Annotated in this window: 13 protein-coding genes; 8 read left to right on the top strand and 5 right to left on the bottom strand. The window is 34.3% G+C overall.

Annotated features, from left to right (window positions below; all coding sequences use genetic code 11):
* Positions 1 to 106 precede the first annotated feature (106 nt).
* The 4 genes from HMPREF2642_RS03870 to galU all read left to right on the top strand — a co-directional run bounded on the left by HMPREF2642_RS03870 (position 107) and on the right by galU (position 4,796).
* Positions 107 to 787 (top strand): GntR family transcriptional regulator, encoded by a 681-nt coding sequence (locus HMPREF2642_RS03870; RefSeq protein WP_049427910.1) that lies wholly within the window; start codon positions 107 to 109, stop codon positions 785 to 787.
* Positions 788 to 812: 25 nt separating this feature from the next.
* Entirely contained in the window at positions 813 to 2,354 is a 1,542-nt protein-coding gene (gene gntK / locus HMPREF2642_RS03865) for a gluconokinase (protein ID WP_049427912.1), read from the top strand.
* Between the two features lie 64 nt (positions 2,355 to 2,418).
* Complete coding sequence (locus HMPREF2642_RS03860) at positions 2,419 to 3,777, top strand: gluconate:H+ symporter (RefSeq protein ID WP_029625751.1); 1,359 nt, start codon at positions 2,419 to 2,421, stop codon at positions 3,775 to 3,777.
* A 149-nt stretch (positions 3,778 to 3,926) separates the two neighbouring features.
* Entirely contained in the window at positions 3,927 to 4,796 is an 870-nt protein-coding gene (gene galU, locus HMPREF2642_RS03855) for a UTP--glucose-1-phosphate uridylyltransferase GalU (RefSeq protein WP_002469897.1), read from the top strand.
* A 48-nt stretch (positions 4,797 to 4,844) separates the two neighbouring features.
* Here galU and HMPREF2642_RS03850 read toward each other — a convergent pair whose 3' ends face one another.
* A complete protein-coding gene (locus tag HMPREF2642_RS03850; protein WP_227489902.1) occupies positions 4,845 to 6,752 on the bottom strand; it encodes a glycosyltransferase family 2 protein in 1,908 nt (635 codons plus the stop codon).
* A gap of 280 nt (positions 6,753 to 7,032) precedes the next feature.
* On the opposite strand from HMPREF2642_RS03850, the gene HMPREF2642_RS03845 reads away from it, so the two are divergent.
* The gene (locus HMPREF2642_RS03845; protein WP_002432938.1) at positions 7,033 to 7,224 is read left to right on the top strand and encodes a hypothetical protein; all 192 of its coding nucleotides are present in this window, start codon (positions 7,033 to 7,035) and stop codon (positions 7,222 to 7,224) included.
* Between the two features lie 379 nt (positions 7,225 to 7,603).
* On the opposite strand, the gene HMPREF2642_RS03840 is transcribed toward HMPREF2642_RS03845, so the two are convergent.
* Positions 7,604 to 7,906 carry a DUF1413 domain-containing protein gene (locus HMPREF2642_RS03840; protein WP_049427919.1) on the bottom strand — a complete coding sequence of 101 codons (303 nt, stop codon included), beginning with the start codon at positions 7,904 to 7,906 and terminating at the stop codon, positions 7,604 to 7,606.
* Between the two features lie 192 nt (positions 7,907 to 8,098).
* Here HMPREF2642_RS03840 and HMPREF2642_RS03835 point away from each other — a divergent pair, with 192 nt between their 5' ends.
* Positions 8,099 to 8,791, top strand: coding sequence for an SDR family oxidoreductase (locus HMPREF2642_RS03835; RefSeq protein WP_049427921.1), 693 nt, complete (start codon positions 8,099 to 8,101; stop codon positions 8,789 to 8,791).
* 105 nt (positions 8,792 to 8,896) lie between these two features.
* Positions 8,897 to 10,129 carry an acetylornithine deacetylase gene (locus HMPREF2642_RS03830; RefSeq protein WP_049427923.1) on the top strand — a complete coding sequence of 411 codons (1,233 nt, stop codon included), beginning with the start codon at positions 8,897 to 8,899 and terminating at the stop codon, positions 10,127 to 10,129.
* Positions 10,130 to 10,259: 130 nt separating this feature from the next.
* Here the strand turns inward: HMPREF2642_RS03830 and HMPREF2642_RS03825 are convergent, their stop codons facing one another.
* The 3 genes from HMPREF2642_RS03825 to HMPREF2642_RS03815 form a co-directional block, all read right to left on the bottom strand.
* Positions 10,260 to 12,425, bottom strand: coding sequence for an RNA degradosome polyphosphate kinase (locus HMPREF2642_RS03825; protein WP_049427925.1), 2,166 nt, complete (start codon positions 12,423 to 12,425; stop codon positions 10,260 to 10,262).
* A 64-nt stretch (positions 12,426 to 12,489) separates the two neighbouring features.
* Positions 12,490 to 14,022 carry an exopolyphosphatase gene (ppx, locus tag HMPREF2642_RS03820; protein WP_070597678.1) on the bottom strand — a complete coding sequence of 511 codons (1,533 nt, stop codon included), beginning with the start codon at positions 14,020 to 14,022 and terminating at the stop codon, positions 12,490 to 12,492.
* 524 nt (positions 14,023 to 14,546) lie between these two features.
* On the bottom strand, positions 14,547 to 16,082 hold the full coding sequence (locus HMPREF2642_RS03815) for an AbgT family transporter (protein ID WP_049428462.1): 1,536 nt from the start codon (positions 16,080 to 16,082) through the stop codon (positions 14,547 to 14,549).
* A gap of 281 nt (positions 16,083 to 16,363) precedes the next feature.
* Here HMPREF2642_RS03815 and HMPREF2642_RS03810 point away from each other — a divergent pair, with 281 nt between their 5' ends.
* A complete protein-coding gene (locus tag HMPREF2642_RS03810; protein ID WP_049428460.1) occupies positions 16,364 to 17,182 on the top strand; it encodes an SDR family oxidoreductase in 819 nt (272 codons plus the stop codon).
* Positions 17,183 to 17,236: the final 54 nt, after the last annotated feature.

Below are 17,236 nucleotides of genomic sequence, written 5' to 3'. Positions count from 1 at the left end.
ATTTTGAAAAATAATAACAACTAAAGAAAGCGCTTGCAAAATAAAAACGTGTATATTACCATACTTGTATACAAGTTAAGATGTTCAAGTTTGGAGGGTGGAGACAATGACTTATGGCTATCCTAAAAAGTGGATGGAAGGTTTAACAACCGGAGAGTCTATTGCAGCTGAAATACGTTTAGGAATCGTAAGCGGAGAAATCTTAGCTGACACATTATTAACAGAGAATCAAATAGCCAAGCAATTTAATGTTAGTCGCTCTCCAGTTAGAGATGCTTTCAAATTGTTACAAACTGACCAATTAATACATCTTGAACGTATGGGAGCTCAAGTTTTATCTTTTGGAGATCAAAAGAAAAGAGAAATGTATGATTTACGTCTCATGCTTGAATCTTTCGCATTTTCAAGATTAAAAGGTCATGACACACAAGCGATAGCTAAAGAAATGAAGAAACAATTAGAAATGATGAAAGTGGCGGTTCAGTTTGAGGATGCAGAGGCATTTACAAAACATGATTTCGAATTTCATGAAGTCATCATTTATGCTGCGAATCATCAATATCTTAAAACATTTTGGAATCACTTGAAGCCAGTAATGGAGTCGCTCATATTACTATCTATGAGACATCGAATGGCTACAGACAAACAAGATTTTGAAAGAATTCATCGCAACCACCAAGTATTTATAGAAGCAATTGAACATTATGATGCTGAGAAATTAAGAGAAGCGTTTCACTTAAACTTTGATGACGTTGGAAAAAATATAGAAAGTTTTTGGTTACGGTAAAGATTTGGAAGAGAGGGACCCTATAATGAAATATATGATTGGCGTTGATATCGGAACTACAAGTACTAAATCTGTACTTTACGATGAAAATGGTCAATTTATAATGAAACATAATATTGGTTATGACTTACATACACCCAATGTAGACGTATCAGAAGAAAATCCAGATGAATTATTTGATGCAGTGTTAATGACGGTGAAGTACATCGTTCGAGAATCTGGTATTTCGAAGAAAGATATTAAGTTAATTTCATTTAGTGCTCAAATGCACAGCTTAGTGGCAATGGACGCTCAAAATAAACGTTTAACTGAGAATATTACTTGGGCTGACAATCGCTCAAGTCGCTATGCTGATTTAATTGAAAATGAATATAATGGCTTTGAAATTTATCAGCGAACAGGTACACCGTTACATCCAATGTCACCACTATCTAAGATTTTCTGGATGAAACATGAACAACCTGCCATATATAATCAAACAGCTAAATTTGCTGATATTAAGACTTACATTTTCTATCAATTATTTGGTAAGTATGTCATCGATTATTCAATGGCGTCAGCAACTGGGATGTTCAACTTAGGACAATTAGACTGGGATGAAAAAGCGCTAAAACTACTAGGTATTAGTAGAGACCAATTACCAGAGCTTGTACCAACAACCCATATCTTAACTGGCATGAAGAAACGTTTTGCCGAGCTCATGGATATTGATGAAAATACTCCAGTGGTTGTGGGAGCAAGTGATGGTGTACTTTCGAATTTAGGTGTTAATAGCTATAAAAAAGGTGAAGTTGCAGTGACTATCGGTACATCCGGTGCCATTAGAACAGTTATAAATAAACCACGTACAGATTATAAAGGTCGTATATTTTGTTATGTTTTAGATGATGAACACTACGTCATTGGTGGTCCAGTGAATAATGGTGGAGTGATTCTACGATGGTTACGTGATGAGATTCTTGCAAGCGAAGTAGAAACTGCTAAGCGTTTAGGTGTTGATCCCTACGATGTGTTAACGCAAATTGCTAGTCGAGTAAAACCAGGTGCAGAAGGTCTTATCTTTCATCCATATCTTGCTGGTGAACGTGCCCCACTATGGAATGCAGACGCTAGAGGTTCATTCTTTGGTTTAACGCTCTCTCATAAAAAGGAACATATGATACGTGCAGCATTAGAAGGTGTACTTTACAATTTATACACTGTATATCTTGCGTTAATAGAAGTTATGAATGAGACACCAAATACAATTAAAGCGACAGGTGGTTTCGCTAAAAGTGAGATTTGGAGACAAATGATGGCAGATATTTTTGATACTAATCTTATCGTGCCAGAAAGTTATGAGAGTTCATGCTTAGGTGCATGTGTACTAGGACTGAAAGCAATAGGGGAAATTGATGACTTCTCTATTATTGAAAAAATGGTAGGAACAACGAACGCTCATCAACCAAATGAAGATACTGTAGCAATTTATCAAGAGCTTGTTAAAATCTTTATTAATATAAGTCGCTCTATAACTGAAAGCTATAGTGAAATAGCAAACTTCCAACGTAAACATATAAGCAATTAAGCACTAAGAGTATTAACTATAAAGTTGCAACTCAGACATTTAAAAGAGAAAGAAGGGGAATGTTATGTTTGGAGAAATTTGGCCACTCATAAGTGTTGTACTCGGGATTGTTATCTTACTTACTTTAATTATATTCTTGAAATTAAATACATTTATTTCATTAATCATTACTTCAATCATTACGGCACTATTACTAGGAATGCCTTTAAATAAAATTATGGAAACGATTGAAAATGGAATGGGTAGTACCTTAGGTCATATTGCGCTCATCTTCGGATTAGGAGCAATTTTAGGTAAACTACTAGCTGATGGTGGAGGTGCTACTCGAATTGCAGATACGCTCATCGCTAAATTTGGTCAGAAACATGTTCAGTGGGCTATGCTCATCGCTGCTTTCATCGTAGGTATTGCATTATTCTTTGAAGTTGGTTTAGTACTATTAATACCACTAGTATTTACAGTAGCTAAGCGTGCAAATGTTTCAATCTTAAAATTAGGACTACCAATGGTTACAGCATTATCAGTAACTCATGGTTTCTTACCACCACATCCGGGGCCTGTCGTGATAGCAAAAGAGCTTAAAGCTAATATTGGTGAAGTATTATTATACGGTATCATCATTGCAATTCCAGTGACACTTATCGCAGGCCCATTCTTTAATCATATGGCTCAAAAAATAATTCCTAGTGCTTATAGACGCGAAGGGGATATTACTTCATTAGGTACTCAAAAAGAATTCAAAGAGGAAGAAATGCCAAGTTTTGGTATTAGCTTACTTACAGCAACATTACCGGTTATTTTAATGTTAATTTCTACAATTGTGCAATTAGTGACAGGTCATGAAGATCCAACAAACTGGTTTGAACAAATCATTTATCTTATAGGAACAGCTGGTACAGCAATGTTAATTGCGGTTATCTTTGCGATTTTCTCCATGGGTGTAATGAGGCAACGTAAGATGGAGAATATTATGGAATCCGTTACAAATGCAATTTATCCTATAGGTATGATGTTACTCATCATTGGCGGTGGCGGTACATTTAAACAAGTGTTAATTGATGGAGGCGTTGGAGACACCATCGCTAAAATGTTTGAAGGTTCCAACATGTCACCTATATTGCTCGCATGGATTGTCGCAGCTGTATTACGTATCGCGCTTGGATCAGCTACAGTTGCTGCGGTCTCAACAACAGGAATTGTAATACCTTTATTACATCATTCAGATACGAACGTAGCATTAGTTGTGCTCGCAATTGGTGCAGGAAGTGTTATCCTATCCCACGTCAATGATGCAGGTTTCTGGATGTTCAGAGAATACTTTGGTCTCACGATTAAAGAAACATTCTTAACGTGGTCATTACTAGAGACAATCATCTCTGTTTCTGGAATTATTTTCATACTATTTATCAGTTTATTTGTTTAATTAAATATAACCGAATGATTATCGATATGAATAACAGTCCCTTCACTAAGTAAATTGGTGAAGGGATTAACTCTACTATGAAAGCATTTTAAATAATGATACACTTTAAAATGAATACGATAAACAATATAAATAAAGGGGTTTACATATTGAGACAAATTAAGAAAGCAATTATACCTGCAGCTGGCTTAGGTACGAGATTCTTACCAGCTACAAAAGCTATGCCTAAAGAAATGTTACCAATATTGGATAAACCAACGATACAATACATAGTAGAAGAAGCCTCACGCGCAGGCATCGAAGATATTATTATCGTTACTGGAAAACACAAACGAGCAATTGAAGATCATTTCGATAATCAAAAAGAACTTGAAATGGTGTTAGAAGATAAAGGTAAAACTGAATTATTAGAAAAAGTTCAATATTCTACTGAATTAGCTAATATTTTCTATGTACGACAAAAAGAGCAAAAAGGTTTAGGACATGCAATTTATTCTGCTCGTCAATTTATAGGTGATGAACCGTTTGCTGTGCTTCTAGGTGATGATATTGTTGAATCAGATACACCAGCTATTAAACAATTAATGGAAGTATATGAAGAAACTGGTAATTCAGTTATAGGTGTTCAAGAGGTGCCAGAGTCAGAAACGCATCGCTACGGTATTATTGATCCTTTATCTAAAAAAGAACGTCGTTACGAAGTTCAAAAGTTTGTTGAGAAACCTGAACAAGGTACAGCACCTTCTAATTTAGCAATTATGGGACGTTATGTCCTAACTCCAGAGATCTTTGATTATTTAAAAACACAGAAAAAAGGTGCAGGTAATGAAATTCAACTCACTGATGCTATCGAACGAATGAATAGTGAACATCAAGTATTTGCATATGACTTTATCGGTAACCGCTACGATGTTGGTGAAAAGTTAGGGTTCGTAAAAACTACTATCGAATACGCACTAAAAGACGAAAGTATGAAAGATGAACTTAAGCAATTCATCAAAAAACTTAATATTGATTAATATGAAAAGGCACACAGAAATTTTATTTCTGTGTGCCTTCTTAATGTATTAATGTAATACCTCTACAAACTTAACATTAGCAGTAATGTAATAACCATCAACGGTTTTTAATCTTGGAGTAAAATTATTTGTATAATCGATATCGATAATATTTAATTCATCTTTAGGTTGCATCGTTTGAATTGGTTCGTTTTTGAAAGTAACGTCAGTGTAAAGTTTACACTTCTTCAATACTCTAATTCTTTTAGGAATAGTAGAAACGTAGCCATCTTTCTTTTTCAATTCAGTAGGTTTAACAAAATTTACATTAGCAGTAATGAATCGCTTATCTTTAGTAATTAATCTCATTGTTCCCTTAGATGATTGACTCATATCTGATATGGGAATTAAACTACCTTTTTTAATAGTATTAAATTCTTCTTTAAAATCTGCATCAATATAACTTTTAATAGTTTTTTTAGTAATTATAAAATTGGGTTTTTCGCTTAAATACTTAGTATCATTTAGTTTATTTGTTGGGACATCCTCAATTTTAAATTGTTTATTTATAAATTCTAACTTAAAGTTTTGACGGTTTAGACTAACATCATCATTGAAATTAGGATAAGTAGCGAATACAAGTGCTGTTTTGTAAAGATTAAATTTAATAGCAATATTAAAATCAAATTCATCAAAGATTAAATCATCAGTTTTAATATATATGAAGTTATCTTTATGTTCATAATTCACAGATTTAGAAAATCTTTCGTCTCGAATTTTAATTAATTCTACGTTATTGATTTCTACACTTGGTTTAGTAAATAATTCAATTACCTCATAAAATGTATCATCTATCATCTCTGTACCTTTATACACAGGCATACACGCTTCTTGTAGAGGTATTAAATGGTTATATTTATCAGGATATTTTAAATAAACACTTGTATTTTTAATAAACTTTTGTTTGTTAGAATCAAAAATTTTGTAATAAATGTATTCTTGCATAGCTTCTTTATCAGAGTGAAAAAGACTATAAACATTTTTATACTCATCTATAGTAAGTAAGTCTTCCACATTGTATCCAGTTTCTTTAATAATGGATTCTACTTTAGAAAATTGATTGAAAAAGAATTCTTTATTATCAGATTTTAAAAATGTTTTAGTCACTAAGAAGCGTTGCATGTAATCCACTTCTACTATACGACTCAAAATACTTTCCATAGCTATTTTAGGAATATCTAAATTAACAATTTGACGTAAAACTTCTAAATTGATTTTTGATTTTTCAATAACATCAGTAGATTTAACTAATGAGACATTATCTGTAAAGCGATTAACGTGATAGGTAGCTTCAGTTGTCATTGATGCACTTGTACACTTACTAATTAATTCCGCAAAGAATAATTTATCTTCACCAAATTTCATATGTTGAAATTTTATTTGATTATCTATTACTGTTGAACGCTTAAAGATTTTACCTGGTGGACCCACAGCACGAAAAATTTCATTGATTTCATATGGAATTAAACCATTGGCTTCCTTATATGAAGCGAAACGAGCCATTTTAGAAACATTTTTATCTTTATGCCTAAAGCTTTGTCCAAAGCCAATATCTGAATGATGTTCAGACATTTGAAATACTAATTTCGGAAAGCCCTTTTTATCTAACCAATCGTCAGCATCCAATAAAGCAATGTATTCACCATTTGCCACCTCGATACCTACATTACGAGGTTCAGCTGGACTTCCAGAGTTTTGTTCTAATTGAATACATTTTATAAAATCGTACTTATCATCATAGTACTGAAGAATTTCATAAGATCTATCCGAAGAAACATCATCTACAAATATAGCTTCAATTAATGAATGGTCCATTTCTAAATCCACTAAAGATTGTACACATCTCTCAATAAAAGGTTCCTTATTATAAACAGGAACAACAATTGAAATTAACTTACTAATTTTAAACTCCCCCAAAACAAAAATATTACTCACTATATTTTTGTATAATAAAATAGTTATACTACAAGAATAGCGTTTTTACAAGAAACAGAATAGATATATTACCTAAAACTTTTTAAAGAACTATCACAAGGTTATTATAAATTATGTTGATGCTTAAATATTATCGAGAATTTACATAAAAAATAAGAAGTGATGATTTTGTGAAAAGTATCACAAAATACTTTTATTTTACATGAAAAGGTGTAGTATATGAATTGTAAGGAGTAAGTAATAAATTATGGAGTGATTGACTATGAGAAATGTAATTGAGAATTTAATTAACTCTGATGTAAGTAGTTACGAAATTTATGTACACACTGGCGTAAATCAAGGTCTTATAGGTGATCTTAAAGATGGATATTTAACAATTGACTCAATCCCTTATATTGATGCCGAGAGATTATATTATTATAGTCTAGAACGTAAATCCCTTGTTACAAGTTAACCAAACCAATAACGCTATTGATAACTCCCGAAAATGATGAAATGAACTTGCTCTCAAAGAGTAATTGAGAGCAACAAACACTCTATATACCCCTAAAATCTAGAATAATGTGTTAGAAGACCACATCCTACGCCCCAGTAAGATGTGGTCTTCACTATGTTTATTCAACTTATTAATTATTTAATAAATAAAAAATTAAAATCCGAAAATTACACTTTAAGTATTTAATATTTTTTGAAGGGTGAACGAAAAATAAGGTCATCCGACTCCTGTGGGGATAAGACGAGTTGAAAACTTGCATAGCAAGGTTGAGACTGTCTCCAAGGAAAGCGCGATGACCAAACTATATTCATCTTCTAATGAATTATTCTGGACTAATCTATTGAGTAATACGACCTCTTGGGTTTTCTTTTTTATCATTTTGTTTAAAGTTCTTTTTAATACCATTATATTCATAAGTGATATTAAATAACTTATTCTTTGCTGCATCTCTACTGGCAAATGGTAATCTCACGTCTTCCATCTTCTCAACTTCATGTCTAAAAGCTTTTTCCTCTTTTTGACGTTCTTTTATAGACATATTTAACCATTCTTCTTTAGTAAATAAATCTTCGAAAGGAAATTCAAATGCAGTACGGTGCTTTTCTTCTCTTAACTTTAGAACGCGATCATGATAAGACATCTCTCTCACTACCTCCTTCTAGTATATACTCATAATTATATATCACTACTTTATATTAATTATTAAGTACCCACACTGAAATTATAACATTTTTTAATTTTTGCAATCACTACAATTTTATAGAGTATTGAAAAACGTTAAGATAGATATAACTTATATTGAAATTCATTTTCCAAAAAGGAGACTAAAGATATGTCAGAGTTAAAGAATAAAGTAGCAGTAATTACAGGAGCAGGTAGTGGGATTGGAGAAGCTATAGCCAAAGCGCTAAGCCAACACGGGGTTAACATTGCGCTTGCTGGAAGAAATGAAGAAAAACTACAAACCGTGGCACAACAACTTGAAACTGAGACAAAAGTCATCCCTACAGATGTCACTCAAAAAGACAGTGTTGACCAAATGCTACAAGTCGTTAAAGGACACTATGGTAAAGTCGACATCGTTGTTAATAGTGCTGGACAAAGTTTATCATCTAAAATCACAGATTATGACGTTGAACAATGGGACACAATGATTGATGTGAATTTAAAAGGGACGCTTTATGTATTACAAGCAGCATTACCACATTTATTAAATCAATCATGTGGGCATATTATAAATATTGCTTCTATTTCTGGATTTGAAGTTACGAAGACAAATGCTGTATACAGCGCCACTAAAACAGCAATCCATACTATTACACAAGCCCTTGAAAAAGAACTCGCACGTACCGGTGTAAAAGTGACAAGTGTATCACCAGGCATGGTTGAAACACCAATGACTGAAGGTAATGACTTTGGCGGACGTAAAAAGTTAGATACACGCGACATCGCCGATGCAGTTGTATATGCGTTAACGCAACCAAGCCATGTAAATGTTAATGAAGTGACAGTCAGACCTGTATAGAAGTATTAAAGAGCATATTATTAAGATGACAAGCACTTATAGAATGTTAAACTTGAATTGTAAACTATTTGATACTTTTAATTTACATAAAGGAAGGGATATCAAATGAATCAACGTCAATTCGAGATTTTAAACATGCTTGTTGAATTTAACACGGAGAGTCCTCCAGGAAGAAATACAGACCCATTACAAAATGAAATTGAATTATTATTAAGAGATTTAGGTTTCTCTATTCAGCGAGAACACCTTTATGACAATGATAGTATCATTGTGGCCACTTTAAAGGGGGAAGACCCTGAAGCACCCAAGTTAATATTAAATGGCCATGTTGATGTCGCGTCTGTAGATGATGATCAATATTGGCAATATCCTCCATTCAAGTTAACAGAAGTGGACGGATGGTTATACGGCCGAGGTGTCAGTGATATGAAAGGTGGCATGTCATCCTTATTTTATGTTTTGGAAAGGTTAAATCAAGAAGGACATCGTCCTAAAGGTGACATTATCGTACAATCAGTTGTAGGTGAAGAAGTTGGAGAAGCAGGTACAAAACGTGCATGTGAGATAGGTCCTAGAGGGGATTTAGCCTTAGTATTAGATACGAGTGAAAATCAAGCTTTAGGACAAGGTGGCGTTATCACAGGTTGGATTATTGTTAAAAGTAAAAATACGATACATGATGGCGCCCGTAGCCAGATGATTCATGCGGGCGGTGGTTTATTTGGTGCAAGTGCGATTGAAAAGATGACAAAGGTCATTCAAGCATTAAATGAACTTGAATCTCATTGGGCAGTGATGAAAAAGAGTCCAGGCATGCCACCAGGTGCGAATACCATTAATCCAGCAGTGATAGAAGGCGGTCGTCATCCAGCTTTTATTGCAAATGAATGCCGATTATGGATTACCGTACATTATTTACCTAATGAGCGATATGAAGATGTTGTTGAAGAAATTGAAGATTACTTAAATCGCGTGGCTGAAGCGGATGTTTGGATGAGAGAGAATCCACTTGAGTTTGAGTGGGGTGGAGCATCTATGATTGAAGACAAGGGAGAAATCTTCCCAAGTTTTACAGTGCCAATAGAACATCCTGGATTTAAACAACTAGAAGATGCGCATCAACATGTGCATGGCAGTGCGTTAAGACATGGCATGAGTACGACCGTAACAGATGGTGGTTGGATTGCGCATTTCGATATTCCAACTATATTATATGGTCCAGGTAGTCTGGAAGAGGCACATAGTGTTGATGAAAAGGTTGAGAAACGTGAATTAGAGCAGTATAGCGAAGTGTTATATGAGTTTCTGAAACATTGGTATGAGCACCCTGAGAAGTAATATAGAATGTGAAGTAAATCCAAAATTGTAAGGGTTAAAGTGGATAAAAAAACCCCTCACTATTTCGTATAGTGAGGGGTTGCTTCATATCAAGCAGAAAGACTTGTTACTATAAGTAAAGTTTAAGATTTTATCTTCTAAACGATTCTTTCAATCTACTCATCCAACTACCACCGCGTTTTGAACGAACGGGTTGACCTGTTGGTTGTGCAGTTTGTTTCTTGAGCTCTTGTCCATATTTGATTGCTTTTTGCATTAAGTATACTTGTGAATTTAATGGTGACAAGTTGTTTTTAACATAGTGATATACACCATTTTCATCTTGGTAACGTCCTTTTTCATTATCTGAAAGTTGTAAGTTCATGTAATCGACTAAACGCTTACCAATGGTTTTATTTTCAACAGGGAACAAGATTTCAACACGTTTAATCATGTTACGTGTCATAACATCTGCTGAAGATAAGTAAATACGTTCGTCGCCATTATTATGGAAGTAGTAAATACGAGAGTGTTCAAGTAAACGTCCAACAATACTTACTACTTCAATATTTTCGCTAATTCCAGGAACACCAGGTTTGAGACAACAGATACCTCTTATAATAAGCTGAATTTTAACACCAGCTTGAGAGGCTTCAAAGAGCTTTTCAATAATAGCTTTATCGGTAAGAGAATTCATCTTCATCATAATCTTACCGTTTCCATATTCTAAGTGATTACTGATTTCTTTATCTATGCGATCGATAAAGACATCACGAATATCAAATGGCGCTACAATCAGTTTATTATATTCAGGTTTGATAGAGTAACCACTTAAATAATTAAAGAAGTTAATCGCATCCTCTGCAATTTCTTGATTTGTAGTGATGATTCCCATATCTGTATAAAGTTTGGCTGTTTTGTCATTATAGTTACCTGTACCAAGGTGTACAAATGATGTTAATTCGCCACCAATACGTTTAACTACTAGCGCGATTTTACTGTGTGTCTTAAGGTGTGTCATACCATAAATCACGTGACAACCTGCATCTTCAAGCATACGTGCCCAATGAACGTTATTCTCTTCATCGAAACGAGCTTTTAGTTCCACAAGCACTGTAACTTGCTTACCATTTTCAGCGGCTTCTTTCAGACTATTGATGATTGGCGAGTCTTTACTCACACGGTAAAGCGTCTGTTTAATCGCAATGGTATTTGGATCGTCAGCTGCTTCACGAATAAAATCGACGATAGGCTCAAATGATTCATAAGGATGATGGAAGAAAATATCTCTTTCTAAAGCTAATTTATAAATATTATTGTTCCCTAATGATCTAGGTACTTGTGGCGTGTATTTCTCATAAGTAAGATATTTAAGTTTATTTGAAAGATGGTCAACTAAGCCGAATAAAAATGTTAAATCTAAGGGACCATTTAAGAAGTATACGTCATTTTCTTCTACTTCTAATTGTTCATTAAGCCATTCGATATTCTCTCTTTGAGCTGTACGTCCATCGACTTCTAAACGCACGGCTGAACCACTTTTACGTTCTTTTAAAAAGCGTTCAATTTCAATCAGTAAGTCTTCAGCACCGTCTTCATGAATCGTTAAATCAGCATTTCTGGTAATTCTAAAAGTAAATGTATTTAAAACCTCATATCCTGTAAATAGGTAGTTGATAAAGTATGTAATGACATCTTCAACCATTACAACATATTGTTTATTACCTTCGTTAAGTGTTAAAAAGCGAGGAATTAAAGATGGAATTTGTACAATTGCAGAATTAATAGCATCTTCAGTATCGATATCTACAAAAATATTTAAACTTTTGTTATTTAATTTTGGAAATGGGTGATACGCGTCAATACCTAGTGGCGTCAGAGTAGGTAGAATACGCATTTTGAATTCTTTTTCAAGTTTCTCTATGAGCGTTTCTGATAAACAATCAGGTTTAACCATTTCAATATCATAATTACGTAACTCTTCAATAAGTTCGTTGTAGCGTTGATATTGCATATGTACATACTCTGTATTCTTTATCTTAATCGCATCAAGTTGTTCTTGAGGCGTCATTTGAGCTTTATTTTCAGGTTTGTCATAACCCATTTTCACTTGGTCTTTTAAACCAGCGACACGAACCATGAAAAATTCATCTAAATTTGAACTGAAAATAGATACAAAATTAAGCATTTCGAGTAATGGATTATTCTTATCATAAGCTTCCTGTAAGACTCTATAGTTAAAATCTAACCAACTTAACTCCCTGTTATTATAGTACTGTGGTAAATTAATATCCTTTTCTCCCAATTGAGTTTGCATAACTCTCAATACACCTCATTATTTAGTCTTTATAGTTGTGTAGTCTAAAAATATCATATGAATTTTAAGATTTTGTAAAGATGATTGAAACTTTCCCCTTTAAAATCTTTTCGATATGTTTCTTCTGTCTATTGGCTTGATACTCTTCTGCAATAGGCTCTCCTTTGTAGTAAACATAGAGTTCATATTTATCGTCCTTTTTCTCTTTAAGTTTAACTTCTTCTACAAAGCTGGTATGTGAAATATTTAACGCATTCACAAATTTAATGATGCCACCTAAAGCCTGAATGGTATCAACTTCCTTACCACTAAACCATTCTGTTTCTTTAACATAGAACTTAAGTAATGATTTATTTTTAAAACTTGCAAGTAATGCTAGCTTCACACGGTCTTTATGAGAAAATCCATTAATCATAGAATTCGCAATTAAGTAATAAGTATGTGGTGAACTTGAATCTGAATCTATAAAGCTACCAAGGTAATAAATGTAAGCACCTTCGACGAATAAAGCTTTTTCTTGAGCTGAAACTTTCAAATTACCGTGTTTTAATAGTTGATCCAGTAAAGATTGAGCTAATTTTAATCGACGATTCGCACTATCTTCTTCAATGTTATACTCATTCGCAAGATGTCTTAATGCATCTTGACGTACGTTATCTCTTTTAAATTCATTAGGGTGACGTTGACGTATCAAGTTCATAACATAGCCTTCACGAATACCGTTTCTTGAGAAAGTGAATTGTGTAGCATCAATTTTCTTGAAAAGTGTTTTAAACACTGAGACGGCAGGTAGGATAATATCTACGCGATCTCGACTTAGGCCATCAAGGTTAGTTAAATCATCTCGTGAGCTTTTACGGATGATATCATATACTTCATCGATGTCTTTAAGTGACATGGTATAGTTATGAACGCCACCAATAGGGTAGGAATGTTCTGATTGATGTATTCGCGCAACGTTACGTGCAGAGCCACCTACACCAACGAGTGCAATTTCTTGATCTTTTAACCAATCAAGTTGATTAAACTGTTCGGATAAAAACTTTTCCATACTTTTAATGGCTGGTTTATCGTTATGGTCTTTGTCGCCAAAGAATTGACGTTTTAATGTTACTACTCCAAATGGAAAACTATGTGCCTCTTTAAGTTTCTTGTCTTTGAAGAGCGTCACTTCTGTAGATCCGCCACCAATATCTACAGAAATACCATTTTCAATATCTGTCGTATGTGAAATGGCATAGTATCCATAGAAAGCTTCATCTTCTTCAGGCACAATTTGAATTTTAATATTCAAATCTTTTTTGATTTGCTTAATGATGTCATCTCTATTTTGCGATTGACGTATTGCTGCTGTCGCAATAGGATGTAATTCTTGAACATCAAACTTGTCAGCAACTTTCTTGAAACTACGAAGCGCTTCTTTTAACACTTCAATACCTTCATCGTTCATTTTTGTGTCTTCTGTTAAATATTGACTAAGACGTGCAGGTGTCTTAATGTTGAGGATTTCATTTAGTCCTGTTTCTGTAGTGAAACCAAAAATAACGAGTCGAATCGTATTTGAGCCAATGTCTATTAAACCTATTCTTTCTTCCATCTCTGCCTCCTCTGATTCTTACGGGAAGTTTGAAATTACCCCTGTTTAATTTTATTTTACATGATATAGATAAATTGAAAAGATTTTTAAGAAACTTTTTGTTAAAGTTTTATAGTAATTTGGGAAAACTATAATATTTTAGACAATATGTATTTAATTACGCAGATAAAAGGATGTCTGTAATAAAATTTTGAATTTAAAAGTTTAAAAAGCTAGTACATCTAGAGGGAAGATATACTAGCGATTATTTTTATTGTAAGTGAGTTTAAAATGCTAGGAATGATAGACGGGCTTCAGTGAGCAGGTCAATCGACAATAATACACAACTCGCAAAAATTTGAGGAACAATTTTAGCTCATTGCTAGTTATTGCTCATGACCTAAGCGCTCACTTCCGCACCTTGATAGACGGGCTTCAGTGAGCAGATTGCTCAACAATTATACGCATCGCGCAAAAACTAAAGAACAGTTTTCGCTTGATGCTAGTAATTGCTCGCAACCTAACCGCTCACTTCCGCACCTTTTTTACACCTTAATTGGTCCTCCGGGGCCTACTGGTATACCAAGTAGGAACCATATTAATGTAAAGGCTATCCATACAATAGTGAGGGCGATAGAGTAAGGCATCAAACTTGATAGTAGTGTACCGAGTTTCATATTTTTATCATACTTTTGTGCATATGAAAGTAATAACGGTAGATATGGCATCATCGGTGTGATAGGGTTTGTAATTGAATCACCTACACGATAAATTGCTTGTGTAAATGCTGGATGGAATCCAACTAAGATGAGCATTGGTACAAAGATAGGTGCTAGAATACCCCATTTGGCAGAAGCGCTACCGACCAACATATTGACTAAAGCACTTAGTAAAATAATTCCTATAATTAAAACTATTCCATTTTGATGTTGTAATAATTTAGCACCTTTAACGGCTGCAATGACACCTAAGTTACTCCATTCTAAAAAGGCAAGTAATTGTGATGCGAAGAATACGATGACAATAAATGACCCCATAGAACCTAATGATTCTGCGATCATACTGCCTAAGTCTTTAGTATTTTTAATTTCTCCACTTAATATTCCATAAATTGTGCCTGGTACTAAGAACACAACTAAAATAATTAATCCGACACCATTAATTAACGGTGCATCGTCGAGTAGACTTCCAGTCTTCGCATTTCTTAAGAAACTATGTTCTGGTATTGCGCATATAATGAGTAAAACGATGAGTACTACAAAGCTTATGTTTGCCCAAAAGAGTGCTTTATTCTCTTGTGGTGTGATATGAGAAGATGTTTCTTCTGTGTCTTCATGGGCCTGACTTTCATCATAACGTCCTAATCTAGGAATAATGAGTTTTGTCGTAACCAAATGGATTGTTGGTAATAAGACAACAACACTTGCTGCGATAAAGTACCAGTTCATAGCCACGTTTGTCTTAATGTCTTTAGAAACAATACGTGCTGCTGGGTCTGTGAAAGAATAGACGAGTGCATCTTGCATACCTACTACTAAATTTGCAGCAAAACCTCCAACTGCTGAAGCGTAGGCCATGGCTAAACCAGCGATAGGATGGTAGCCAATCTTAATAAATAACATTGCTGCAAGTGGTGGTAAGATAATTGTTGCCGCGTCTCCAGCAGTACTTCCTAATATGCCAATTAATATAATCGTTGGAACAATTAACTTTTTTGGTGCTTTGTTCACGACTGAAATCATTAATTTGTCGAAGTAGCCAGACTTTTCAGCAGCGCCAATTCCAATCATCACGCCTAATACTAAACCTAGTGCGGGAAATTCTGAAAAGTTCTTAATCGCGTTATTCATGATATAAGCGAAGCCGTCATGGCTTAATATGCTCTTAATATGTATGACTTTCCCATCACCAGGATGTTTTACGGATACGTTGAATAATGATACAAACCAAGTAATGATTGCGAGTCCTACACACATAAAGAAGAAGAGTACCGCAGGATCTGGTAATTTATTCCCCACAAATTCGACTCCATTTAAAAATTTACTTACGAAAGACTTTTTCTCCTTTGCATTTGCCCCCATTAGTCATTTGCCCCCTTTGATTCATTATTGAATCTATACCCACCAATACCATCTTTAGGTAAGAATTTTCTGAAATTTAAAACTAAGCTTACATGATAAATACATATATGTAAACGCTATCTATAATATTAAAGTTCATTTTCCGGAAAATAAATATCATAAACTAAAGCGATATCATTGATATAACAGCGTTTAAGAAGAATTTAAAAGTGGAAGATATATATTGTAAATAATGAAGAAAGTTTTATGAAGGAATTAAAAAATCGGGAGAGTGACGAGCGATGAAACGTTTAGAAAACAAAATTGTAGTAGTAACCGGCGCAAGTACAGGTATAGGCCAAGGTTCTGCAAAGGTCTTAGCCAATGAAGGTGCACATGTCTTAGCATTAGACATTTCTGATAAGTTAGATGACACAGTGAAGGAAATTAATGAGGCTGGTGGTCAAGCTACAGCCTATAAAGTAGATATTTCCGATGAACATCAAGTAGAACAATTTGCCGAGAAAGCTAAAGATAAATATGGTCGTATCGACGTGATATTTAATAATGCAGGTGTAGATCATGGTGCGGGTCGTATTCATGAATATCCAGTAGAGGTCTTCGATAAAATTATGGCTGTAGATATGAGAGGAACTTTCTTAGTAACTAAGTTCTTATTACCTTTAATGATGGATCATGGTGGCTCTATCATTAATACGGCATCATTCTCAGGTCAAGCAGCTGACTTGTATCGTTCTGGTTACAACGCTGCTAAAGGTGGCGTGATTAACTTTACAAAATCTATTGCCATTGAATATGGTCGTGAAAATATTCGCGCAAACGCGATAGCACCTGGTACAATCGAAACACCATTAGTTGATAATTTAGCAGGTACCTCTGAAGATGAAGCGGGTAAAACATTCCGTGAAAATCAAAAATGGGTTACACCTTTAGGTCGTTTGGGTACGCCTGATGAAGTAGGTAAACTAGTGACATTCCTTGCTTCTGATGATAGTTCATTTATTACAGGTGAAACGATTCGTATCGATGGTGGTGTGATGGCATATACATGGCCTGGTGAAATGTTAAGTGACGATAGTTGGAAGAATTCAACGAAATAATGATGACCATATCATATATGATATAATCACAAACCCCCAGTTTCCATAAATGAG

The sequence above is a fragment of the Staphylococcus sp. HMSC055A09 genome (assembly GCF_001809655.1).
Classification (GTDB): domain Bacteria; phylum Bacillota; class Bacilli; order Staphylococcales; family Staphylococcaceae; genus Staphylococcus; species Staphylococcus capitis.
Note: the sequence above shows the minus strand (reverse complement) of the source record. Positions and strands in the feature narration are given on the sequence as shown.